The 21,279-nt window shown below is 65.6% G+C and carries 19 protein-coding genes and 1 riboswitch; of the genes, 7 read left to right on the top strand and 12 right to left on the bottom strand.

Annotated features, from left to right (window positions below; all coding sequences use genetic code 11):
* Window positions 1–222 precede the first annotated feature (222 nt).
* From HGK27_RS09330 to HGK27_RS09315, 4 genes are read left to right on the top strand one after another with little or no spacing between them, the layout of a single operon-like run.
* Complete coding sequence (locus HGK27_RS09330) at window positions 223–3,615, top strand: response regulator (RefSeq protein ID WP_206242986.1); 3,393 nt, start codon at window positions 223–225, stop codon at window positions 3,613–3,615.
* Entirely contained in the window at window positions 3,612–4,466 is an 855-nt protein-coding gene (locus tag HGK27_RS09325) for a CheR family methyltransferase (RefSeq protein WP_206240280.1), read from the top strand. The genes HGK27_RS09330 and HGK27_RS09325 overlap by 4 nt, the downstream gene beginning before the upstream one ends.
* Complete coding sequence (locus tag HGK27_RS09320) at window positions 4,463–5,077, top strand: chemotaxis protein CheB (RefSeq protein ID WP_206240279.1); 615 nt, start codon at window positions 4,463–4,465, stop codon at window positions 5,075–5,077. The genes HGK27_RS09325 and HGK27_RS09320 overlap by 4 nt, the downstream gene beginning before the upstream one ends.
* Window positions 5,074–6,636: a response regulator gene (locus HGK27_RS09315; RefSeq protein ID WP_206240278.1), complete on the top strand. Its 1,563-nt coding sequence runs from the start codon at window positions 5,074–5,076 to the stop codon at window positions 6,634–6,636. Before HGK27_RS09320 ends, HGK27_RS09315 begins: the two co-directional genes overlap by 4 nt.
* On the opposite strand, the gene HGK27_RS09310 is transcribed toward HGK27_RS09315, so the two are convergent.
* Together HGK27_RS09310 and HGK27_RS09305 are read right to left on the bottom strand one after the other, a co-directional pair.
* The gene (locus HGK27_RS09310) at window positions 6,633–7,466 is read right to left on the bottom strand and encodes an RMD1 family protein (RefSeq protein WP_206240277.1); all 834 of its coding nucleotides are present in this window, start codon (window positions 7,464–7,466) and stop codon (window positions 6,633–6,635) included. The genes HGK27_RS09315 and HGK27_RS09310 overlap by 4 nt on opposite strands.
* 88 nt (window positions 7,467–7,554) lie before the next feature.
* Window positions 7,555–8,004, bottom strand: a complete 450-nt coding sequence (locus HGK27_RS09305) for an NUDIX hydrolase (protein WP_241127372.1) — start codon at window positions 8,002–8,004, stop codon at window positions 7,555–7,557.
* Between the two features lie 189 nt (window positions 8,005–8,193).
* A riboswitch (cobalamin riboswitch) is annotated at window positions 8,194–8,455 on the top strand.
* On the opposite strand from HGK27_RS09305, the gene HGK27_RS09300 reads away from it, so the two are divergent.
* Both HGK27_RS09300 and HGK27_RS09295 read left to right on the top strand, forming a co-directional pair.
* Complete coding sequence (locus tag HGK27_RS09300; RefSeq protein ID WP_206240275.1) at window positions 8,440–8,628, top strand: hypothetical protein; 189 nt, start codon at window positions 8,440–8,442, stop codon at window positions 8,626–8,628. It overlaps the preceding riboswitch by 16 nt.
* A 55-nt stretch (window positions 8,629–8,683) precedes the next feature.
* Window positions 8,684–9,697 carry a HoxN/HupN/NixA family nickel/cobalt transporter gene (locus HGK27_RS09295; RefSeq protein ID WP_241127370.1) on the top strand — a complete coding sequence of 338 codons (1,014 nt, stop codon included), beginning with the start codon at window positions 8,684–8,686 and terminating at the stop codon, window positions 9,695–9,697.
* On the opposite strand, the gene cobF is transcribed toward HGK27_RS09295, so the two are convergent.
* From cobF to cbiE, 5 genes are read right to left on the bottom strand one after another with little or no spacing between them, the layout of a single operon-like run.
* Window positions 9,694–10,434, bottom strand: a complete 741-nt coding sequence (cobF, locus tag HGK27_RS09290) for a precorrin-6A synthase (deacetylating) (protein WP_206240273.1) — start codon at window positions 10,432–10,434, stop codon at window positions 9,694–9,696. The two genes, HGK27_RS09295 and cobF, sit on opposite strands and share 4 nt — an antisense overlap.
* Window positions 10,431–11,741: a cobyrinate a,c-diamide synthase gene (locus HGK27_RS09285; protein WP_241126978.1), complete on the bottom strand. Its 1,311-nt coding sequence runs from the start codon at window positions 11,739–11,741 to the stop codon at window positions 10,431–10,433. Before HGK27_RS09285 ends, cobF begins: the two co-directional genes overlap by 4 nt.
* Entirely contained in the window at window positions 11,738–12,520 is a 783-nt protein-coding gene (cobM, locus tag HGK27_RS09280; RefSeq protein WP_206240272.1) for a precorrin-4 C(11)-methyltransferase, read from the bottom strand. The genes HGK27_RS09285 and cobM overlap by 4 nt, the downstream gene beginning before the upstream one ends.
* Window positions 12,517–12,891, bottom strand: a complete 375-nt coding sequence (locus HGK27_RS09275) for a cobalamin biosynthesis protein (protein WP_206240271.1) — start codon at window positions 12,889–12,891, stop codon at window positions 12,517–12,519. The genes cobM and HGK27_RS09275 overlap by 4 nt, the downstream gene beginning before the upstream one ends.
* Window positions 12,888–14,090, bottom strand: a complete 1,203-nt coding sequence (gene cbiE, locus HGK27_RS09270) for a precorrin-6y C5,15-methyltransferase (decarboxylating) subunit CbiE (protein ID WP_206240270.1) — start codon at window positions 14,088–14,090, stop codon at window positions 12,888–12,890. The genes HGK27_RS09275 and cbiE overlap by 4 nt, the downstream gene beginning before the upstream one ends.
* Here cbiE and HGK27_RS09265 point away from each other — a divergent pair.
* Window positions 14,047–14,826 (top strand): cobalt-precorrin-6A reductase, encoded by a 780-nt coding sequence (locus tag HGK27_RS09265; RefSeq protein ID WP_206240269.1) that lies wholly within the window; start codon window positions 14,047–14,049, stop codon window positions 14,824–14,826. The two genes, cbiE and HGK27_RS09265, sit on opposite strands and share 44 nt — an antisense overlap.
* On the opposite strand, the gene cobJ is transcribed toward HGK27_RS09265, so the two are convergent.
* The 5 genes from cobJ to cobN are packed head-to-tail and all read right to left on the bottom strand — an operon-like array spanning window position 14,793 to window position 21,274.
* A complete protein-coding gene (gene cobJ / locus HGK27_RS09260) occupies window positions 14,793–15,536 on the bottom strand; it encodes a precorrin-3B C(17)-methyltransferase (protein WP_206240268.1) in 744 nt (247 codons plus the stop codon). The genes HGK27_RS09265 and cobJ overlap by 34 nt on opposite strands.
* Window positions 15,533–16,267: a precorrin-2 C(20)-methyltransferase gene (locus HGK27_RS09255; RefSeq protein WP_206240267.1), complete on the bottom strand. Its 735-nt coding sequence runs from the start codon at window positions 16,265–16,267 to the stop codon at window positions 15,533–15,535. The genes cobJ and HGK27_RS09255 overlap by 4 nt, the downstream gene beginning before the upstream one ends.
* On the bottom strand, window positions 16,264–16,893 hold the full coding sequence (locus tag HGK27_RS09250) for a precorrin-8X methylmutase (protein WP_206240266.1): 630 nt from the start codon (window positions 16,891–16,893) through the stop codon (window positions 16,264–16,266). The genes HGK27_RS09255 and HGK27_RS09250 overlap by 4 nt, the downstream gene beginning before the upstream one ends.
* A complete protein-coding gene (gene cobG, locus HGK27_RS09245; RefSeq protein ID WP_206240265.1) occupies window positions 16,893–18,038 on the bottom strand; it encodes a precorrin-3B synthase in 1,146 nt (381 codons plus the stop codon). Before cobG ends, HGK27_RS09250 begins: the two co-directional genes overlap by 1 nt.
* Window positions 18,035–21,274, bottom strand: a complete 3,240-nt coding sequence (gene cobN / locus HGK27_RS09240) for a cobaltochelatase subunit CobN (RefSeq protein WP_206240264.1) — start codon at window positions 21,272–21,274, stop codon at window positions 18,035–18,037. The genes cobG and cobN overlap by 4 nt, the downstream gene beginning before the upstream one ends.
* Window positions 21,275–21,279: the final 5 nt, after the last annotated feature.

Here is a 21,279-nt window from a genome sequence, read left to right as displayed (position 1 = left end):
GTTCTATGCCGGTGGTTCAGGGGAGACCGGGGAGATGATGCGCATAGGCCAGAAAGCGGAAAACCGCATAATTGTGCCCCGCAACAACCCCATGATCTGTTGACGGCAGACAGATCTCCTCCACATATCCCCCGCCTGCCACGCCCCTTTCTGAAAGCCTCCATGACAAACAAGCCTGCGCCCGCCAGCCTCAAGCGCAAATCTCTGGCGGACCCTGTCGTGATGACCGGCCTTGCCGCCGTTCTGCTGTTCTTCCTGATCGTGGGCGGTGTGTCCTGGTACAACATCCGCACGCTGAAAGATGACAATGAGAGGATCATCCATTCGCATGAGGTGATCACCACGCTGGATGAGCTGCTCTCCAGCGTGAAGGATGCCGAGACGGGCCAGCGCGGCTATCTGCTGACCGACAGCGAGCGCTATCTGGAGCCCTATAATGCGGCAGTGCTTTCGCTGAAAACGCAGCTGGGCGATCTCCAGGCCCTGACGAGCGACAATCCCCGCCAGCAGGGGCGCATTGCCGCGCTGCGCGTGCATATCGATGCCAAGCTGGCCGAATTGCGCGAGACCATCGAATTGCGCCGTACAAGGGGCAGTGAGGCCGCTTTGGCCGTGGTGCTGTCAGACCGGGGCAAGGCGGAGATGGACACGATCCGCACCCAGCTTGCGGTGATGAACCAGGAAGAAGCCAGCCTGCGCCAGCAGCGCCTCACTGAAATGGATGGCGCCTATGAGACAGCGCTGGCCAGCGGCATTCTTTCCGGCCTGCTGGGGATGGTGCTGACGGGTGTGGTCGGCATTCTGATGATACGCTCCACGGCAGCGCGGCAGCGGCAGGACTGGTTGCAGTCCGGTCAGGTCGGCCTGTCCGCCGCCATGCAGGGTGACCAGCGGACCGATGAACTGGGCGAGAACATCCTGCAGTTTCTGGCGCGTTATCTCGATGCTCATGCCGGGGCGCTGTTCGTGCGCTCGGGCGGGGAGTATCGCCGGGTGGCCAGCTATGGCGTGCCTGCCGACGCGCCGTTGCCTGAACGCTTCGGCCCGCGCGAGGGGCTGCTGGGGCAGGCCGCTGCCGAGGGGCGGTCCATCGTTATCCGCGATGTGCCTGAAGGCTATCTCACCATCGGTTCGGCGCTGGGGCGTGACCGTCCGCGCGATCTGATCGTTTCCACGGCGGGCTTTGAGGGCGGCGTCAATGCCGTGATCGAGCTGGGCTTTATCCATAAGATGGACGATCTGGCGCTGGCGCTGCTGGATCATGCCGGTGAGGCGATTGGTGTGGCGATCCGCTCCGCCGATTATCGCAGCGAATTGCAGGATCTGGTCGAGGAAACCCAGCGTCAGTCGGAAGAGCTGCAGGTTCAGGCCGAGGAGCTGCGCGTCTCCAACGAGGAACTGGAAGAGCAGAGCCGGGCGCTGAAAGAGTCGCAAGTGCGGCTGGAGCAGCAGCAGGCGGAGCTGGAAACCACCAACGCCCAGCTGGAAGAGCAGACCCAGCAGCTGGAGGTGCAGCGCGACGAGCTGTCACGCACCGCCGCTTCCGTGCAGCTGAAGGCCCGCGAGCTGGAGCAGGCCAGCCAGTACAAGTCCGATTTCCTCGCCAATATGAGCCATGAGCTGCGCACGCCGCTCAATTCGTTGCTGATTCTGGCCAAGCTGCTCTCGGACAATCCGCTGGAGAACCTCACCGCCGAGCAGGTGAAGTTTGCCCGCACCATCCAGTCCTCGGGCAGCGATCTGCTCAATCTGATCAACGATATTCTCGACCTCTCCAAGATCGAGGCCGGGCATGTCGAAATCCGCCCCGAAAGCGTGGCGGTGGAACGGCTGGTCAAGGAGGTGCAGCAGACCTTCGATCCCGTCGCGCGCGAGCGCAAGCTGGAGTTCGCGGTGGAGATCGCGCCCGAATGCCCGCCGCTGATCGAGACCGATGCCCATCGCCTGCAGCAGGTGCTCAAGAACCTGCTGTCGAACGCGTTCAAGTTCACCGAGCAGGGCAAGGTCGATCTGACCATCCGCCGAGCTGCCGAGGGGCGCGTGGCGCTGGCGGTGCGCGATACCGGCATCGGCATGACGCCCGAGCAGCAGCACAGCGTTTTCGACGCTTTCCGTCAGGCCGATGGCACGATCAGCCGCAAATATGGCGGCACCGGGCTGGGGCTCTCGATCTCGCGCGAGCTGGCGCGGCTGCTGGGCGGCACGATCAGCCTGCGCAGCGCGCTGGGGCAGGGCAGCACCTTCACGGTGGAGATCCCCGTGACCTATGATCCGGCAGCGGTTGTGGCCCGGCAGGATCGCCCTGCCGCGCCCGCCGCATTGCCGGTGGCCGAAGAACCCGGCGCGCAGCCGCTGGCGCCCATACCCCTGCCGCGCAAGGTGGAGGACGACCGCGATCATCTCGATGACAGCACACCCGATGCCACCCGCCGCATCCTGCTGGTGATCGAGGATGACGATACCTTCGCCGGCATTCTGCGCGATCTCTCGCGCGAAATGGGTTTCCAGGCGCTGGTGGCCAGCACGGCGGAAGAGGCTCTGGCGCTGGCGCGGCAGCATATGCCCAGCGCCGTGGTGCTGGATGTGGGCTTGCCCGATCAGTCCGGCCTTTCCGTGCTGGACCGGCTGAAGCGCGATGTGGAAACGCGCCATATTCCGATCCATGTCGTCTCCGGCAGCGATCATGCGCAGACGGCGCTCTCGCTGGGCGCGGTGGGCTATATGCTCAAGCCCGTGAAGCGCGAGGATCTGGCCGAGGTGCTGCGCCGGCTGGAGGCCAAGCTCTCCCAGCGCATGCATCGCGTGCTGGTGGTGGAAGACGATGCCGTGCAGCGCGATGCTGTCGAACGCCTGCTGGCCTCTCAGGATGTCGAGACGGTGGCGGCGGGTACGGCGGCGGAGTGTCTGGATCTGCTGAAGGTGCAGACCTTTGACTGCATGGTGCTGGATCTGTCTTTGCCCGATGCCTCGGGCTATTCGCTGCTCGAAACGCTCAGCCGCGAGGAGGCCTATTCCTTCCCGCCGGTGATCGTCTACACCGGGCGCGACCTGTCGGCTGACGATGAACAAAAGCTGCGGCGTTATTCCAAATCGATCATCATCAAGGGTGCCAAATCGCCCGAGCGTCTGCTCGATGAGGTGAGCCTGTTCCTGCATCAGGTCGTTTCGGACCTGTCGGACGAGCAGCAGAAGATGATCCGCAAGGCGGCGCATCGCGATGCCATCCTTGAGGGCCGCCGCATTCTGGTGGTCGAGGATGATATCCGCAACGTCTATGCGCTGACCAACATCCTTGAGCCGCGCGGTGCCATCGTGGAGATCGCGCGCAACGGGCGCGAGGCGCTGGAGATGCTGGACAAGGCCTCGGTTCAGAATGAGCTGGCGGTCGATCTGGTGCTGATGGATGTGATGATGCCGGTGATGGACGGACTTGCCGCCACCCGCGCCATCCGCAGCAATCCGGCGTGGAAGGCGTTGCCGGTGATCACGCTCACCGCCAAGGCCATGCCCGACGATCAGGAGCGCTGCATCGAGGCGGGGGCCAATGACTATATGGCCAAGCCGCTGGATGTGGACAAGCTGCTGTCGCTGGTGCGCGTCTGGATGCCGCGATGAGCGAGGAGCCTGTGAGCACCGGTCTCCTCAGCGAGCGGGTGGAGGATATTGAAATCCACCTTCTGCTCGAAGGGCTGTACCGGCGCTATCACTATGATTTCCGCAATTACGCTCAGGCCTCGATCAAGCGGCGGCTGAGGCAGGCGCGCGAGCAGTTAGGCTATCGCAGCATTTCGGCGCTTCAGCATGATGTGCTGCATGATCCCGATATGCTGCCGCGCCTGCTCTCCTATCTGACGGTGCAGGTCAGCGAGGTCTTTCGCGATCCCTCCTATTTCAAGGCGATCCGCGAGAAGGTGATCCCGCATCTGCGCACCTATCCCAGTCTGCGCATCTGGATCGCGGGTTGCAGCACGGGCGAGGAGCTTTATTCCTTCGTCATCCTCTTTCGTGAGGAAGGACTGGAGCAGCGCACCCTGTTCTACGCCACCGACATCAATCAGGACGCGCTGGCCAAGGCGGAGGCGGGGATCTACGACCTCGATCGCTTCCAGCTCTTCACCGAGAACCACCGCAAATCGGGCGGCAAATCCTCGCTCTCGGACTATTACACTGCCGCCTATGGCAAGGGCGCCTTCGACAAGAGCTTGCGCAACCGCGTGGTCTTTTCCGATCACAGCCTGGTCACCGATGCCGTCTTTGCGGAGATGCATCTGATCTCCTGCCGCAATGTGCTGATCTATTTCGACCGGCCCCTGCAGGATCGCGCGGTGGGGCTGTTCAAGGATTCGCTGGCACGCAAGGGCTTCCTCGGGCTGGGTTCGAAGGAGAGCCTGCGCTTTTCGCAGCATACCGCCAGTTTCAGCGAATTGGCGCCGGGTGACAAGATTTACCAAAGGCTGGATCGGTGAGCGACCGTTCCCATCAGGCCCTCCCCCCTGAAGCCATCGTCATCGGCGCTTCGGCAGGTGCGCTTCAGGCACTGTCCGAGCTGTTGCCCCTGCTGCCCGCCGATTATCCGCTGCCGATCCTGATCGTGGTGCATATCCGCCCCGACCGTGACAGCGTGCTGGCTCACCTGTTCCAGTCCAAATGCGCCATCTCCGTGCGCGAGGCCGAGGACAAGGAGCCTATCCAGCCCGGCACCGCCTATTTCGCGCCTCCCGATTACCATCTGCTGGTCGAGCAGGATCACACATTGTCGCTCTCCAGCGAGGAGCCGGTGTTCTTTTCGCGCCCCTCCATCGATGTGCTGTTCGAGAGCGCCGCCGATGCCTATGGCGAGGGGCTGACCGGCCTCGTGCTGACCGGCGCCAATCAGGATGGCGCTTTGGGCCTCAAGACCATCGTCGATGCGGGTGGAACGGCCATTGTGCAAAATCCCCAAGGTGCCTATGCCACCGCCATGCCTGAGGCTGCCATCGCGCAGTGCCCGCAGGCCAAGATAATGACAATCGAGGATATTTCGGCCTATCTTCTGGATCTGGGCCGCAATCATCCGGGAAGGAACAGTCGCGCATGACCCCCGTCAGCTTTCTTCTGGTGGACGATCTGGAGGAAAACCTCCTCTCGCTCGAAGCCCTGTTGCGGCGCGATGGTCTGGTGCTGCTGAAAGCCCGCTCGGGTGATGAGGCGCTGGAACTGCTTCTGAAGCATGATGTCGCGCTGGCGCTGGTCGATGTGCAGATGCCGGGGCTTTCGGGCTTCGATCTGGCCGAACTGATGCGTGGCAATGAGCGCACGCGCAACGTGCCGATCATCTTCGTCACCGCAGGCAATGCCGACAGCCAGCGCCGTTTTCGCGGCTATGAGGCGGGCGCGGTCGATTTCATTCACAAGCCCATCGAGCCGGACATTTTGCGCAGCAAGGCGGAGGTCTTCTTCGAACTTTACCGCCAGCGCCAGCAGATTGCCGCTCAGCGCGATGAATTGAAAGCCCGCAGTGCCGCTCTGGAAGAGGCGGACCGCCGCAAGGATGAGTTCCTCGCCACGCTGGCGCATGAATTGCGCAACCCGCTGGCCCCGCTGCGGCACGGGCTGGACGTGCTGCGCCGCAATCCTGACAACCAGAGCGCCACGGATATTCGCGCCATGATGGACCGGCAGCTCACGCAGATGGTGCGGTTGATCGACGATCTGCTCGATGTCTCACGCATCAGCCAGGGCAAGATCGAGCTGCGCCGCGAACGCATTCAGGCCGCCGAGATCGTCCGCCTCGCGCTGGAGGCCAGCCGCCCGCTGATCGAAAGCCATGGCCATAGCCTGACGGTGGATCTGCCGCCGCAGGATCTCTGGCTTGATGCCGATCTGACGCGCATGGCGCAGGTTCTGGGCAATCTGCTCAACAATGCCGCCAAATACACGCCGGAAGGCGGCAAGATCGCCGTTTCCCTCACGGCGCAGGGCGGCGAGGCGGTGATCGCCGTCAGCGACAATGGTCTTGGCATCCCCGAAGCCATGCAGTCGCAGATTTTCCAGCTTTTCACCCAGATCGAGGATCACTCGGTCCATGCCAAGGGCGGGCTGGGCATCGGTCTGGCGCTGGCGCGGCAGTTGGTGGAAATGCATGGCGGCTCGATCGAGGCCCGCAGCGACGGGGCCGGGCAGGGCAGCACCTTCACCATCCGCACCCCGCTGGCGGCGGCTTTGCCAGGCGCGGTGCTACCCGATCAGGCCGAACAGAGCGTTGCCGAGCGTCCGCTCAAGGTGCTGGTGGTCGATGACAATGCCATGATCGCCATGAGCATGGGCTGGATGCTTGAGGAAATGGGCCACGATTTTCAGGTGGTCAACGATGGCCGCGATGCGCTGGAAGCCGCGCGCGATTACGAGCCCGATGCCATCCTGCTCGATATCGGCCTGCCGGTGATGGATGGCTATGAGGTCTGCCGCGCCTTCCGTCAGGACCAGCAGTTCCGCGAGACGCTGATCGTGGCGCAGACGGGCTGGGGGCAGGACCGCGATAAGGAACTGGCGGCTCAGGCCGGGTTCGACCATCATCTGGTCAAGCCGGTGGCCTATGATGCGCTGGAACAGCTGCTGATCCAGCATGCTGTCCCGCGTCAAACGCTTCCTTCTTAATGCCCGCCTGAACGCAGCGCCATATCCACCAGCGAGATCACGATCTCGAAGGCGATCAGGGCGATGATGGCCAGCTCCAGCCGATAGGCGCGCTTGTCGCGCACGATATCGAGCAACACCTCAGCCACATCGCCCAGCGCCACGAATTTGCGCTCCAGCACCTCGTGGCGCTCATCCAGCTCATACTCGTCCTCAAGGCGGGCATAGAGGCGGTCCAGCTCGGGATGATCCCAGAGCAGATCGGGCCGGTCATTGGCTTGAGCGCTGCCCATGATGCGATGCCGCGCCGCCAGAGCATTGCCCACCAGCTGCATCGCCTGCTTGATCGGCAGGCGGGCCTGCCCGTTCTCACGCAGATCGCCGACCAGCGGACTGATCCGGTCGAACGCCTCGGCCACCAGAATTTCGTCTCGGGAGAGCATCACGCTGCGGGCCAGCACGATCGCCACCAGCAAAAAACGCTCCGTGCTGGCGTCCAGCAGCTGGATTTGCCCATCGGCGGCGATCTTGTCATTGGCGCCGGGTTTGACGACCAGCGTGGTGATTTCGGTTTCCGGGGTCTGCTCCAAATCCGTCGTATGGGGCAGCAGCAGGCTGTCGGGATGGCCCTGAGCGCTGTCCTCATCGGTGATCGACACCACCACGCCATCGCGAAACACGATGGTCAGCCCCTCGCGTGTCAGCCAGGGCTCGGAAAGGGCCTCTTCGGAGACATGGCGCGTATCGATCCGCTCGCCAAGCAACCGGGCGCTGAGCAGAAAGCGCGAAGCCTCGGGAACCGTCCCCAGCAAAACGAAATCGGGAAGGCTGGCGGTTTTGACGGGGGCCATGAACAGAGTGCTCCGAGTGATCGTGGCCCCGCCCTGCCACCGGCAGGTTGCGCTTGCGCGACACTGACACGTCTGAACTTACCCGTGTTCAGGCCGTCTGCAAGCTCCGCGACAGCTCGGCGCAAACTCCATCCAGCAGGCTTGCCAGTTGCGGGTTGCCCACTTCACGCGCGGCCAGAGCCAGTGGAACCCAGCGCATCCGGCGCGCCTCGCCCGCCGCGACGCCCCCGGTCTGCCCCAGAACCCGCAGGAGATGGACCTCCACGCAATAAAGCGCATCGATCAGCGGCTTGCGATAGCAGAAGGAGCCGATGGACCGCCGATCCACCTCGCCCAGCACGCCCGCTTCCTCCCGCGCCTCGCGCTGGGCGGTATCATGCGATGCCTCGCCGCTTTCGATATGGCCCTTGGGCAACCACCATTCGCCCGTGCCCCGGCTGGCGATCAGCAGAACCTCCGGGCCGCCATGGTCGGCGCTGTGCCGCAGGCAGATCGCGGCGGCTTGGGCGACTTCCGGCTCAGAGGCGATGGGGTTCATGGTTTCCACAAGGTTTCCCTTCCATGCCGGGGCGTTGCGGGAGTCTGTCTGGACCCGGACCATAACAGTTTCATGAAACCTCTGCTCCGTCGATGTCCTTGCGCCAGATCATGTTCGGCGGGCGCCGAAAGCCCCTTGGCCAATCCGCCAAACCGAACTATCGCGGGCATGACGGGATCGGCCCTGCCGGTTCCGCCATCCCGCAACGGTGCCCGCAAGGGCTTAAAATGGGAACGCGGTCAGGATCACCGAGAGGTGACCCTCAAAACCGGGCTGTCCCTGCAACTGTGAGCGGCGAGCGCTTTGCACCTGTGCCCTGCCGGTCAGACAGATGTCGATCGGGCAGAGCACGGCCACTGGGTCAGACGCAAAATCATGCGGGGCCCGGGAAGGCTGTGGAAACGCGCGACGACCCGCAAGCCAGGAGACCTGCCGATGCGGGGTCGCTCTTGCCGCGGCCCAGGGAATGGCCATGGCACGGGTTACCGTCTGGGCGACACATGGCCGGGCCGCAAGGGCATGCACGGGGCGTTGCAGGCGCGCGCCCGGTGGCGTGCCGACCGTCTGAAGGCGGTGGCACGGATCAAGGTTTCGCCCGCGCCGACGGATATTGATCGTGACTGACGTCGTTCTTGAAGGCAGGCCGCAGGCCTCCGCCACACGCCCCGCGCAAACCCCGCTGCGTCGGCGGATCGGGGCGGTTTATGCCTTTTTGCTGGTGGCCAATCTGGGCGTATGGGTCTGGGGCTGGCTGGTGCTGCATCAGGCGCCCGGCATGCTGGGCACCGCGCTGCTGGCCTATACGCTGGGCCTGCGCCATGCGGTCGACGCCGACCATATCGCCGCCATCGACAATGTGACCCGCAAGCTGATGCAGGATGGGCAGCGCCCGGTCGGCACCGGCTTTTTCTTTGCCATCGGCCATTCTGCCGTGGTGCTGGTGGCCACCTTGCTGATCGCCCTGATGGCAGGCGCGGCCAGCGGGATCGAGGGTTTCAAGGCCACCGGGGGGCTGATCTCCACCTGTGTCTCGGCCTTTTTCCTCTTCACCATTGCGGGCATGAATTTGATGATCCTGCGCTCGGTGTATCGCAGCTATCGCCATGTGCTGGCGGGCGGGGTCTATGTCGAGGAGGATCTCGATATGCTGCTGGCAGGGCGCGGGCTGATCGCCCGCCTGCTGCGCCCGCTGTTCCGACTGGTGACGCAGAGCTGGCATATGGCGCCGCTGGGCTTCCTGTTCGGGCTGGGGTTCGATACCGCCACCGAAGTTGGCCTGCTGGGGCTTTCGGCCTCACAGGCGGCGCAGGGCATGTCCTTTGGCGTGGTGCTGCTGTTTCCCGCGCTGTTTGCCGCAGGGATGGCGCTGATTGACACCACCGATGGCATCATGATGCTGGGCGCCTATGAATGGGCATTCGTCAAGCCGATCCGCAAACTCTACTACAATATGACGATCACGCTGGTGGCGGCTCTGGTGGCGATCCTGATCGGCGGGATCGAGACCATGGCGCTGATCGCCGACCATCTGCATTTGAAGGGTGGCTTGTGGGATGTGTTCGGCGATCTGGCGGGGAGTTTCAACCTGCTGGGCTTTGCCATCGTCGGCCTGTTTGCGCTGAGCTGGGCGCTCAGCTGGGCAATCTATCGCTACAAGCGGCTCGATGAGGTCGAGGTGGTGCGGGAGGGTTAATCCCGCCGCAGCAGATAGATATCCATAATCCAGCCGTGGCGTGCGCGTGCCTGCGCCCGCGCCGCCACGATCTTCTCGCCCACATCCGCCAGAGGGCCGGAGAGCAGGATCTGGCTGCTCATGCCAACATAAGCACCCCACCAGATCGTAATACCTTCCGGTGCCAGATGCTGGAACGAACATTCCCCATCCAGCATCACCACCGCCGTATCGACGCCAGCGGGCCAGCCTTCCTCACGCAGCCTGCGCCCGGTGGTGACGACAAAGGGCGCGCCCACCTCATTGAGCGTAATGCCATGCGCGGCGGTCAACACATTGATCGACATCAGCCCCGGCACGACCTGTACCGTCACATCGGGCAGCCGCCGGGCAATGCGCAAGGAACTGTCGTAAAGCGCCGGATCGCCCCAGACGAGCAAGGCCACCCGGCCATCCGTGATATGATCGGCAATGGTCCGCTGCCAGACATCGGCGATGGCATCGTGCCAGTCATCCACCCGGCGCAGATAATCGGGCGTGGCGGGATCGCGCACCGGCAGATCGAATTCGGCAATGCGCGTGGCCGTATTGGTCAGCACCTCCTCGCAGATGGCGCGGCGCAGATCGGCAAGATCGGCCTTGTCTACACCCTTGCGGGGGATCAGGATCAGATCGGCGCTGTTGATGGCCTTCACCGCTGCCAGCGTCAGCTGGTCGAGCCCGCCGGTGCCGATGCCGATCAGAACCAGCTCGATCATGCCGATGCCTGCGCGATCATATGGAAGAAGCTGCCCGTCGCCAGCCCGCGCCGGGACCCGGTTTCCGGCACCGCCGCGCCATTGGCATCCTCCACATGAGCCAGCGGCTGATCGGGTTGAGCAAGGATGGTGGCATAATGGAACTCATGCCCGCGCAGGCGCGTGTCTGCGCCATAGCCGGGGATCGGCGCCTCAAGGCGGGCCAGACGATAGCCCAGATGCATCTTGCGCTTGGCAAAGGAGGTCTCCAGCCCCAACAGCCCGGCCATGCGATGCGGCGTCCCTTTGGCATCCACCAGCACCTGCCCCATCGCCATATAGCCGCCGCACTCGCCATGCACCGGGCGGGTCTGGGCGAAATGGTTCAGACCGGCGCGAAAACTCTCCGCTGCGGCCAGAGGCCCGGCATGGAGTTCAGGATAGCCGCCGGGTAGCCAGCAGACGTCCGCGCTGTCATCCGGGGCCTGATTGGCCAGAGGCGAGAAGGGCAGGATTTCCGCCCCCGCCGCGCGCCAACCTGCCAGCAAATGCGGATAAACGAAGGAAAAGGCCCCGTCCCAAGCCAGCGCCACCCGCTGCCCCGGCGGCGGCACGGCCACGGGCTGCCCCGAAGCAAAACCGCCCGACGCCATGGCCCGCAGGCGCTCCAGATCGACATGGCTCGCCACAAAGCTGCCAAGAGACGCCAGCGTTTCCGCCAAGCCTTCATGTTCGCCAGCCTGCACCAGCCCCAGATGGCGTTCGGGCAGGGTGAGATCGCTGCGACGGGGCAGGGCGCCCAGCACCTCGATTCCCACGCGGGCCATGCCGTCGCGGATCAACGCCTCATGCCGAGGGCTGGCCACCTTGTTCAGGATCACGCCTGCCAGACGCACATCCTGCGCCATCCGTGCAAAGCCCAAAGCCACCGCCGCCGCCGACTGCGCCTGCCCGGAAACATCGAGCACCAGCACCACCGGCCATCCGGCTCGCGCCGCCAGTTCGGCGCTGGCGCCATTGCCCAGCTCCCCGGCGCTGGCGACGCCATCGAACAGTCCCATCGAGCCTTCGGCCAGCACCAGATCAGCCCCCTGCGCGAAGGAAGCAAGGCCTGCCAGTCGCGCCTCCCCCATCGCCCAGCTGTCGAGGTTGTAGGACGGCCTCCCGGCGGCAGCGGCATGAAAGGCCGGGTCGATATAATCGGGCCCGTTCTTGAAAGGCTGCACCGCAAGCCCGGCGGCGCGAAACGCGGCCAAAAGCCCCAGCGTCACCATCGTCTTGCCCGCGCCCGAGGCTGGAGCGGAAATGATCAGGCCGGGCGCCATCATGCGCTCTCTGGGAAGCGGGGGTTGGTGCCGGTGGGGCGATAGCGCCGGTCGTATTCCTTGGCGTAAAGCTGGCTTTCGGCGAAATCCTCGCTGCCGATGGCATGGCCGACAAGAATCAACGCGGTGCGCTCCATGCTGCCGTCAACCGCGCTTTCCAGCGTGGCGAGCGTGGCGCGCACGATCCGCTGATCGGGCCAACTGGCGCGCCAGACCACGGCGACAGGGCAGTCAGCGCCGTAATGCGGGGTCAATTCGGCCACCACCTTGTCAAGCAGATGGATCGAAAGATGCAGCGCCAAAGTCGCCCCCGTGGCGCCGAAAGCGGCCAAAGTCTCGCCCTCGGGCATCTGGGTCGCTCGGCCCTGCGTGCGGGTCAGCACCACGGATTGCGCCACGCCGGGCAGGGTAAGTTCCGCCTCAAGCGCGGCGGCAGCGGCGGCGAAAGCGGGCACGCCGGGCGTCACATCATAGGGAATGCCCAGAGCGCGCAGCCGCCGCATCTGCTCGCCCATCGCCGACCAGACCGAAAGATCGCCCGAATGCAGCCGCGCCACATCATGGCCCTCGGCATGGGCCGCCGCGATCTCTTCCATGATCTGGTCCAGCGAGAGCGGCGCCGTGTTCACGATCCGGGCATCGGGCGGGCAATGCGCCAGCACGCCTTCGGGCACCAGCGATCCGGCATAGAGGCAGACCGGGCATTCGCTGATCAGCCTTGCCGCGCGCAGGGTCAACAGGTCGGGCGCGCCGGGGCCGGCGCCGATGAAATGGACGGTCATGAAAGGTCCCGAATGGCGATGGCGGCGCTGACCGATCCATCGGTGGAAATCTGGCGCGTCACCGCGATATGGGCGGGCGCAGCGATGGCGGCCAGAGCGACCGCCTCTGCCACCGAACCGGTCCCAAAGCTGGCGAGGATGCGCGCCGATTGCGTGGGGGTTACGGTGCCTGCGATGGCCTCACGTTCGATGGCGATCAGGGGCAAGCCGGTTTCCTGCGCCAGATCGCGCAGGGCGGGAAGATCGGCCCGACCGCTCAAAGTGGCCAGTGCATCGATGCTATGGCCGGATGAAACCTGCGCCAGAGCTTCACGCAAGGCGCTGAGCGTCACATCAGCGCGACAGCCCATTGCGGCCACGCAGGAGATCATCGCACCACGCTCCACTGCACCACCGGCCGGGCAGGCTGCCAGCCACGCATCGAACCCAGCGGCGCCACCTGTGCCAGTTCGATCCGCAGCAGATCGCCGCCAAGCCTCGCCTGAATGCCCAGCAGCAGTGCCTCGCTCTCCAGCGTGACGCTATGGGCCACCAGACGGGTGCCCGGCGTTAACCTTGCCCAAAGGCGCTCGATCAGCCCCTGATCCATGCCGCCGCCGATAAAGACCGCGTCCGGCAGAAGGCCGTCCGGCAGGTCGGCATGGCTGGTTTCTGCTACGGTGAGGCGGTGCGTAAGCCCGAAAGCCTCGGCATTGGCGCGGATGTTGGCGGCGCGTTCGGGTTTGCGCTCGATGGCCAGAGCGCGCCCACCGGCCAGACACCATTCGACGCTGATCGAGCCGGAGCCCGCGCCCAGATCCCACAGCAGTTCGCCAGCCCGGGGGGCCAAGGCTGACAAGGCAAGCGCCCGCACCGGGCGTTTGGTGATCTGGCCGTCATGGAGGAACAGATCGTCAACCAGACCGCTGGCGCGCGACAGGGCAGGCGGCCCATCGAAAGCGATCCCCATCGCCACGGGCGCGCAGACATCGCCGAGGGTGAAATCGCTCGCTATGGTGGTGCGTAGCCGTTCATCGGGTCCGCCAAGCGCCTCCAGCACATGACACAAGCTGGCGCCGAAGCCCCGCCCGGTTAACCATGTCGCGAGGGAAGCCGCCGCCGCACCGTCACGCAGCAGGCAGATCGCGCGCTGCCCATGGCCCATCACCGGCACCAGTCGCTCGAAGGGCGCGGCATGCAGGCCAAGACATGCGGTATCCTCGATGGGCCAGCCCAGCCTTGCCGTCGCCCAACTGAAGGCGGAGGGCGCAGGATAGGCCTGCCATTCATGCGGCTCCAGATGGCGCGTCACGCTGGTGCCGCCGCCGAACCAGAAGGGATCGCCGGACACCAGCATCGCCACGTTCCGCCCCCGCAAACCCAGCACGGGTTCGATGGAGAAGGGCACCGGCCATGCCTGCGCACGGGGATCACCCTCCAGCCCGGCCAGCGCCAGATGGCGCGGCGCGCCCAGCACATGATCGGCCTGCGCCAGCGCCTTGCGGCTTGCAGGAGGAAGGGCCTCTGCCCTATCCTCGCCGATGCCGATGATCGACAACCATGCCTTTTCCCCCTCAGCCACAAGACGCATCCTGCTGCTGGGCGGCACCAGCGAGGCCAGCGCGATGGCGCGGGCTCTGGCCGAAGCGGGGGCAGAGGCGGTGTTCTCCTATGCCGGGCGCACGGCGAGCCCGATTGCTCAGCCTTTGCCGATGCGCGTCGGTGGTTTCGGCGGGGTGGAAGGTTTGTCGCGCTACATCCAGGAGCAGGGCATCACGCATGTCGTGGATGCGACCCATCCCTTTGCCGCCCGGATGAGCACCCATGCGGTGGTGGCCTGCGCACAGACCGGTGCCGCGCTGGCCGCGCTGGAACGTCAGCCATGGGCGCCTCAACAGGGCGATGACTGGCGTATCGTCCCCGATCTGGATACCGCCGTAAAGGCCTTGCCTGACGATCCCGCGCGGGTCTTTCTGGCCATTGGTCGCCAAAATCTGGCGCTGTTTGCCGGGCAGCCGCATCATTACCTGCTGCGCCTTGTCGATCCCGCGCCTCAGCCTCTGGCCAATGCCACGGTGGTGGTGGATCGCGGGCCCTTTGGCGTCGAGGGGGATCTGGCTCTGCTGCGCGAGCATGCCATCACCCATATCGTCGCCAAGAACGCGGGTGGCAGCGGGGCCAGCGCCAAGCTGGACGCGGCGCGACAGCTTGGCCTGCCGGTGATCCTGATCGACCGGCCCTTTGTGCCCCCCCGTCTGGTCTATGGTGGGGTGGGAGAGGTGATGGACTGGCTTCATGGCAGCGTGCCTGAAGAACGGGGCGTATAGACCCACTCACCCACGCGGCGGGTGGCGCTGTTGCCAAGGATTACCACGGTGCGCATATCGGCCATCTCCGGCGTTGCTTCGGCCAGAGTGACGGTGCGGATGGTCTGCTGCGGCGTGGAGACCGCGCGGGCGAAGAGGATCAGGCGCTGCGGCTCGCACTCCTCGCGCAGGATCTCCAGCACGCGGGCGAATTGATGCGGGCGGCTGGCGCTGCGCGGATTGTAGAAGCCCATGGCGAAATCGCCGCGCGCCGCCATGCGCAGGCGATGCTCCACCAGAGCGAAGGGTTTCAGATTGTCCGACAGGTTGATGGCGCAGAAATCATGGCCCAGCGGCGCTCCGGCGGCGGCGGCGGCGGCCAGCATGGCGGTGATGCCGGGCAGGATGGCGATCTGCACGCCCAGATGATGCGGCGCAGCTTCCAAGGCCTCGAACAGGGCAGAAGCCATGGCAAAGACCCCCGGATCGCCCGAGGAGACGATCACGGCCTGCCGCCCCTGCGCGGCCAGATCCAGAGCATGGGCGGCGCGGGCCAGTTCCTCGCGATTGTCGCTGGGATGCAGGGTGAGCCCATCGCGCGGGGCGATCCGTGCCACGTAAGGCGTGTAGCCCAGAATATCGGTGGCGCGGGCGAGAGCTTGGGTTACCTCAGGGGTAACCATGGCCTCATCGCCGGGACCGAGGCCAACCACGGTGACCGAGCCCTTCACTCTGCCGCCTCCGGACGGCGGCCTTGGCCATGCACCAGCACGATGGCGAAGTAAGGGCAGTCATCGAGTTCGGTCTCGGCCAGACGGATCACGCGCTGGCCCGGCATGGTGCCGCGTTCGACCAGCCAAGCCTCATCCAGCCGGCCTGCCGTGGCCAGAGCGCGGCGCACCTTGGGCAGATTGCGCCCGGTCTTCATGATCGCCAGCGCATGGGCTTGCCGCATATGGCCGACCAGATCCTCCTCGGGCAGCGTGCCCATCAGCACGCTGAGCACATCGTCGCCCCAGGTGATGGGCACGCCTGTGGCATGCCAGCAGCCGGTCATGCCGGTGATGCCGGGGACGACCTCGACTTCGCACAGCCCCTGAAGTCTTGTGTGCAAATGCATGAAAGAGCCGTAGAAAAATGGATCCCCTTCACACAGAACGATCACCTCATGGCTGGCCGCCAGATCCGCCAGACGCTGTGTCCAGTCATCGTAGAAGGCTGACAATAGCGTGTTGTAATCGGCGCTGTCGAAGGCGATTTCGGTGGTGACGGGATATTCCATCGCATGCTCGATGGCATCCTCACGCAGCATGCCGGCCACGATGCGCCTTGCCTGCCCGGGGCGCCCGGCCTTGCGGAAATAGGCGACATGCGCCGCGCCGCGCACCAGCCTGTCGGCCTTGACACTCATCAGATCGGGATCGCCGGGGCCGAGGCCCACGCAGATGATCTTGCCCATCATTCCGCCCTGCTGGCCAGAGCATTGACCGCCGCCACGGTGATCGCCGAGCCGCCGAGCCGCCCGCGCACCACCATGGCGGGGCAGGGCAGCGCCTCCATCAGCGCTTCCTTGGATTCCATCGCGCCGACAAAGCCCACCGGGCAGCCGATGATCGCGGCGGGGCGAGGACAGGCCGGGTCCTCCAGCATGTTGAGCAGATGGAACAGCGCCGTCGGCGCATTGCCGATGGCCACCACGGCGCCCTCCAGATGCGGGCGCCACAGCTCCAGCGCGGCGGCGGAGCGGGTGTTGCCCATGGTGCGGGCGAGGTCCGGCACTTGCGGATCATGCAGCGTGCAGATCACCGCATTCCCGGCAGGAAGGCGCGCGCGGGTGATCCCTTCGGAGACCATGCGGGCATCGCACAGGATCGGGGCGCCTGCCTCCAGAGCAGCGCGCGCCGCCTCGGCCATGCCCTCGGAGAAAGCGACATGCGCCTCCAGGCCGACAAGCCCGGCGGCATGGATCATCCGCACCACCACGGGTTCCTGAGCCGGGGTGAAACGGGCCAGATCGGCCTCGGCGCGGATCGTGGCGAAGGACTGGCGGTAGATGGCGGCGCCATCCATTTCATAGGTGTAGGGCATCAGGTCCGGATCGTCAGCAAGGTTGGGTCGGCGAGCAGTTGCGCCGGGGTGTGGATCGAGTGGTTGGCGTCCCGAGCCTGGCAATTGTATCCAAGAACGAAATCCTCCCCCCGCGCCACCATTGTGATCTTGGCGGTTCCGGGATGGGCACAGCCCTTGGAACAGCCCGACACATGAAGCATCCCGCCCGATGGCACAGACGGCGCCAGTTGGCGAGCCAGATCGCGCACCGGCCCCAGCGCCTGAGAGCAACCGGGCGCGCCCGTGCAGGCAACCACGCGCAGCAGCGGATCGTTGGGAGCGGTGATCAGGCCCGGCAGGACAGGGGCGTGATCGCATCCTTCCAGCAGCAGCATCCGCCATGGCGTGAGGCGCAGCGGTGCGAGATCGGCCAGAGCAGCAAGGGCTTCGGCATGGATCTGCCCGAATTCCAGCGCCACCATGTGACCTGCAGGGGTGATGCCGGGGGCGGGGGCAAAGGCAGGAACCCGTGCTGCCGGTTGCGCGAAACCGGCAGGCAATGGCACAGCTTCCGCGAGATGAGCGCGCATACGCCCGCGTCCATTTGCAGCGCCGCCCGTCTCGATGAACCAGCGGGCCAGATCGAGGGCTGTTGCGATGACGTTGCTTTGCGTGGCCGAGGCGACCTGCGAAGCGCCGTCGGCAAGCACATGGTAAGCATCACCGGCCCGCTCGATCCGGATATCGGCGGAAGCTTCGCGCAGAACGGGGCTTTTGCCGGTATCCAGCGCGAAGCCGAATTTGCCGGGCAAAGGCAGATCACCGTGCGCCAGCGTTTCCGCCAGTTCCTGCGCCAGCGTCTGCGTGCCGTCACCCGCTTGCCAGAAAGGTGTGACCAGAATGTTGCGCCGGGCCTCGCTTGCCTGATCCGCATCGATCAAGCCCAGCATGGTCAATTCCGCGACCACCGCCGCATGGTCACAAATCCCGCGCAATTGCAGATTGGCGCGGGCTGAAAGGTCGATCAGCCCATTGCCATGGCGGATCGCCAGATCGGCCAGCCCGCGTGCCTGCTCCCGAGACAGTCGCCCGCCATGCGCGCGCACCCGTACCACCAGACCATCGCCGGATTCCATGGGGCGCAGCGCTCCGGGGCACCAGCCCTTGATCAGCGGTGCGCTCACGACTGATCCGCCATGCGAGCCGCGATGGAGTTGCTGAGCGTGGACCACAGCCCGGCCTCGGCCAGAGCGGCGAAACGGGCCTTGAGCTGTTCCAGCGCTTGCGGGTTGGCCTGTGCCATAAAATCGGTGACATCGTCGCGGCCCAGCGTGGCTTCGAAGCACAGGTCGAAGAGATGGGCTGGGACCTGCCGCGTCAGCTGAGCAAAGGCGGCCAGATTGTCCACCGTGGCGGTGATTTCGGCGGCGCCGCGAAAGCCGTGGCGCATCATGCCCTGCGCCCAGCGCGGATTGGCGGCGCGGGCGCGTACCACGCGAGCCACTTCCTCGGCCAGCGTGCGGGCGTGAGGGGTTTCGGGCCTTGTCGCGTCCAGATGGTAGAGTGCGGGGGCGGGGCGGCCCAAAGCTTCCATGGCGGCGGCGAAGCCTCCCTCATGGGCGGCATAGTCGCGGGCCAGCAGTAGGTCGGTTTCGGGCAGGTCCTGCAGATGGGCGAAGGCATCGGCCCCGGCCAGTCGCGCTTCCAGAGCGTCGCGGTCATGGGTGATGCCGCCTTGTGCATCCAGCGCCCATGCCGAGGCTGCGAGCCATGCCTCTCCAGCGGCATGGCGGGCCTCATCGCCCAGATGCTGGGCGGGGTCTTCCATGGAGAGGCCGTAAAGGCCGGGCTTGGGGCCAAAGACCCGCGGCGTGGCGGTGAGGTACGGGTTTTCCTCAAGCCCTTCGTGATCGCGCTCGGCCAAGGCAGAGGCAGCAGCCTCGAAGAGTTGTGCAAGCCCCGGGAACACGTCGCGGAACAGGCCCGAGACGCGCAGAGTGACATCGATGCGCGGGCGGCCCAGCATAACGGGCGGCAGGATTTCGAAACCGCTGACCCTTTCGCTGTCCTGATCCCAGCGCGGGGCGAGGCCTGCCAGATGCAGCGCCATGGCGAATTCCTCGCCCGCCGTGCGCATGGTGGCCGATCCCCACAGGTCGATGACGAGGCCTTTGGGCCAATCGCCATGGTCCTGAAGGTGGCGGCGCAGCAGCTCCTCGGCCAGCTTCACGCCCTGCGCATGGGCGATGCGGCTTGGGACGGCGCGCGGATCGACACTATAAAGATTGCGCCCGGTGGGCAGCACGTCGGCGCGCCCGCGTGAAGGGGAGCCCGAGGGGCCAGAGGCCACACGGCGCCCGGACAGGGCTGTTAGCAATCCTTCGGTTTCGCCGGGGGCCTTACCGTAGATATGCAGCCCGTCGCCGAACTGGCTTTCCTTGATATCGCAGACGAAACGGTCAATGCGGACCATGGCCTCGGCGGCGCTGGCACCGGGGGTAAGGCCAAGATCTCGGGTGACGCCGGTGGCTTCGGCCTCATCGCGGATCTGGGTGATCAGCCGGTCCCGGCGCGAGGGATCGAGGCCTTCGGCGGTGGAATATTCATCCAGCAGCCGTTCGAGGCGCAGCAGGCCTTCAGGCACGGCGCTGGCGGCCATGGGGGGCGGGATATGGCCCAGTGTCAGCGCTCCGATGCGGCGCTTGGCTTGGGCGGCTTCGCCGGGATCGTTGACGATGAAGGGATAGATCACCGGCAGGGGGCCGATCAGTGCCTCGGGCCAGCAGCTTTGCGAAAGGGCGACTGCCTTGCCGGGGAGCCATTCCAGCGTGCCATGCGCGCCGATATGGATCAGAGCATGGATGCTTTGCGCCCGCAGCCACAGATAAAAAGCGACATAGGCGTGGCGGGGGATGCGCGAGACATCGTGATAATCGTCGTCGCGCCGGGCGGGCTCGCCGCGCTCGGGCTGGAGAGCGATCAGGGCGTTGCCGCGCCGGACGGCGGTGAAATGGAAGGCGCCATCGATCAGCGCGGGATCGCTTTCGGGCGGGCCCCATGCCTGCATCAGATCATCGCGCAGAGCGGCGGGCAGGGCCTGCAGGGCTGCAAGATAATCGGTGAGCGGCCATGTGAGGGTTTCAGTCTGCAAATCCTCAGCCAGCACCTTGTCGGCCTCGATGTCATATCCGGCCTCAACGAAGGTCTCTAGCATGGCCTCGGCGCTGGCCAGCGCATCGAGCCCGACGGCATGGGCCATCTGGTCAGACCGCCCCGGGTAGGTCGAGAGGATCAGCGCCAGTTGGCGATCCGCCGTAGGGGTGAGGGCCAGAGTGTGCCATGCCGCCACCTTGTCCGCGATGGCCTCGATCCGCTCGGGGGCGGGGCGGTGCAGGGTGCGGGCGCATTGCAGATCAGGATCCATTACCCCGGCGGTCTTGAAGCTGGCGACACCGGCCAGTAGCCGCCCATCGACCTCGGGCAGCACGACATGCATGGCCAGATCGGCAGGCGAGAGGCCCCGTTCGGCCTGAGCCCATGCCGTTTCATCGGCAGTGGAGAGCGCGATCTGGAACACCGGGCAACCGGGACCGTCGAGCGGGGATTGGCCGCTGTCATCGCGCCCGGAAAAGGCGGTGGCGTTAACGATGGCGGCAGGTGTGTGGCGTTCCAGCGCCGCGCCGATCCATGCTGCCGCTCCGGGAGCTTTCAGTGAAGGCGCGAAGAGCCCGATGGCGCGAAAACCTCGGCGGGACAGCGCTTCGATCAGCGCATCGACGGGGCCGGTGTCGCCGCTGGTCAGGTAAGAACGGTAGAAGCTGACGACCACCAAAGGCGCATTACCGGGCGACGGGGCGTTAACCACGCCGACGCCGGGGGAATACCAGCCGCAGGAGGGAACAGCAGTGGCGCCCTGTGCTTCGGGCGCGGGCAATCCGGCGGCGCGGGCCAGTTCGGCCAGAGCTTCCTGAGCGGCGATGGCTCCGCCCGCCTCGCACAGGTCGGAGAGGTGACGCAGCACAGGGATCGGCAGCGTGGAGGCGGCGTCCAGCGTGGGGTCTGGGCGCCCGTCGCCGGGCAGGACCGCCAGCGCGATCTGCTCGCGCCGGGCCAGATCGGTGAGTTGCGCCAGCCCATAGGACCAGTAGCCCGTGCCGCCGATCAACCGCACCAGCACGGCTTTCGCGCCGGACAGTGTGCGTTCGATATAGGTGTCGACCGAGAGCGGATGCTTCAGCGCCGCCAGATTGGCGAGGCGCAGTTCGGGCAGTCCCGCCCGCGCGGCATGCCATCCCGCCGCGAAAGCCCCCAGATCGCTGTCCGAAAAGGACAGGACGATCAGGGGCGCGGGCGATTGGCCAAGATCGGTAGCGACCTCGACCTCATCCAGCCCACGGCTTTCGCGGAAGATAACATGCATCGGCT

The sequence above is a fragment of the Novosphingobium terrae genome (genome assembly GCF_017163935.1).
In the GTDB taxonomy this organism is placed as follows: domain Bacteria; phylum Pseudomonadota; class Alphaproteobacteria; order Sphingomonadales; family Sphingomonadaceae; genus Novosphingobium; species Novosphingobium terrae.
This window is presented reverse-complemented; position numbering and strand designations above follow the sequence as displayed.

What these genes read in the sequence shown, in the direction of transcription:
- HGK27_RS09330 (WP_206242986.1), top strand. Translation starts at nt 223, where the DNA reads ATGACCGGCCTTGCCGCCGTTCTGCTGTTCTTCCTGATCGTGGGCGGT.
- HGK27_RS09325 (WP_206240280.1), top strand. Translation starts at nt 3,612, where the DNA reads ATGAGCGAGGAGCCTGTGAGCACCGGTCTCCTCAGCGAGCGGGTGGAG.
- HGK27_RS09315 (WP_206240278.1), top strand. Translation starts at nt 5,074, where the DNA reads ATGACCCCCGTCAGCTTTCTTCTGGTGGACGATCTGGAGGAAAACCTC.
- HGK27_RS09310 (WP_206240277.1), bottom strand. Translation starts at nt 7,466, where the DNA reads ATGGCCCCCGTCAAAACCGCCAGCCTTCCCGATTTCGTTTTGCTGGGG.
- HGK27_RS09305 (WP_241127372.1), bottom strand. Translation starts at nt 8,004, where the DNA reads ATGAACCCCATCGCCTCTGAGCCGGAAGTCGCCCAAGCCGCCGCGATC.
- HGK27_RS09300 (WP_206240275.1), top strand. Translation starts at nt 8,440, where the DNA reads ATGCGGGGTCGCTCTTGCCGCGGCCCAGGGAATGGCCATGGCACGGGT.
- cobF (WP_206240273.1), bottom strand. Translation starts at nt 10,434, where the DNA reads ATGATCGAGCTGGTTCTGATCGGCATCGGCACCGGCGGGCTCGACCAG.
- HGK27_RS09285 (WP_241126978.1), bottom strand. Translation starts at nt 11,741, where the DNA reads ATGATGGCGCCCGGCCTGATCATTTCCGCTCCAGCCTCGGGCGCGGGC.
- cobM (WP_206240272.1), bottom strand. Translation starts at nt 12,520, where the DNA reads ATGACCGTCCATTTCATCGGCGCCGGCCCCGGCGCGCCCGACCTGTTG.
- HGK27_RS09275 (WP_206240271.1), bottom strand. Translation starts at nt 12,891, where the DNA reads ATGATCTCCTGCGTGGCCGCAATGGGCTGTCGCGCTGATGTGACGCTC.
- HGK27_RS09265 (WP_206240269.1), top strand. Translation starts at nt 14,047, where the DNA reads ATGATCGACAACCATGCCTTTTCCCCCTCAGCCACAAGACGCATCCTG.
- cbiE (WP_206240270.1), bottom strand. Translation starts at nt 14,090, where the DNA reads ATGCGTCTTGTGGCTGAGGGGGAAAAGGCATGGTTGTCGATCATCGGC.
- HGK27_RS09255 (WP_206240267.1), bottom strand. Translation starts at nt 16,267, where the DNA reads ATGATGGGCAAGATCATCTGCGTGGGCCTCGGCCCCGGCGATCCCGAT.
- HGK27_RS09250 (WP_206240266.1), bottom strand. Translation starts at nt 16,893, where the DNA reads ATGCCCTACACCTATGAAATGGATGGCGCCGCCATCTACCGCCAGTCC.
- cobN (WP_206240264.1), bottom strand. Translation starts at nt 21,274, where the DNA reads ATGCATGTTATCTTCCGCGAAAGCCGTGGGCTGGATGAGGTCGAGGTC.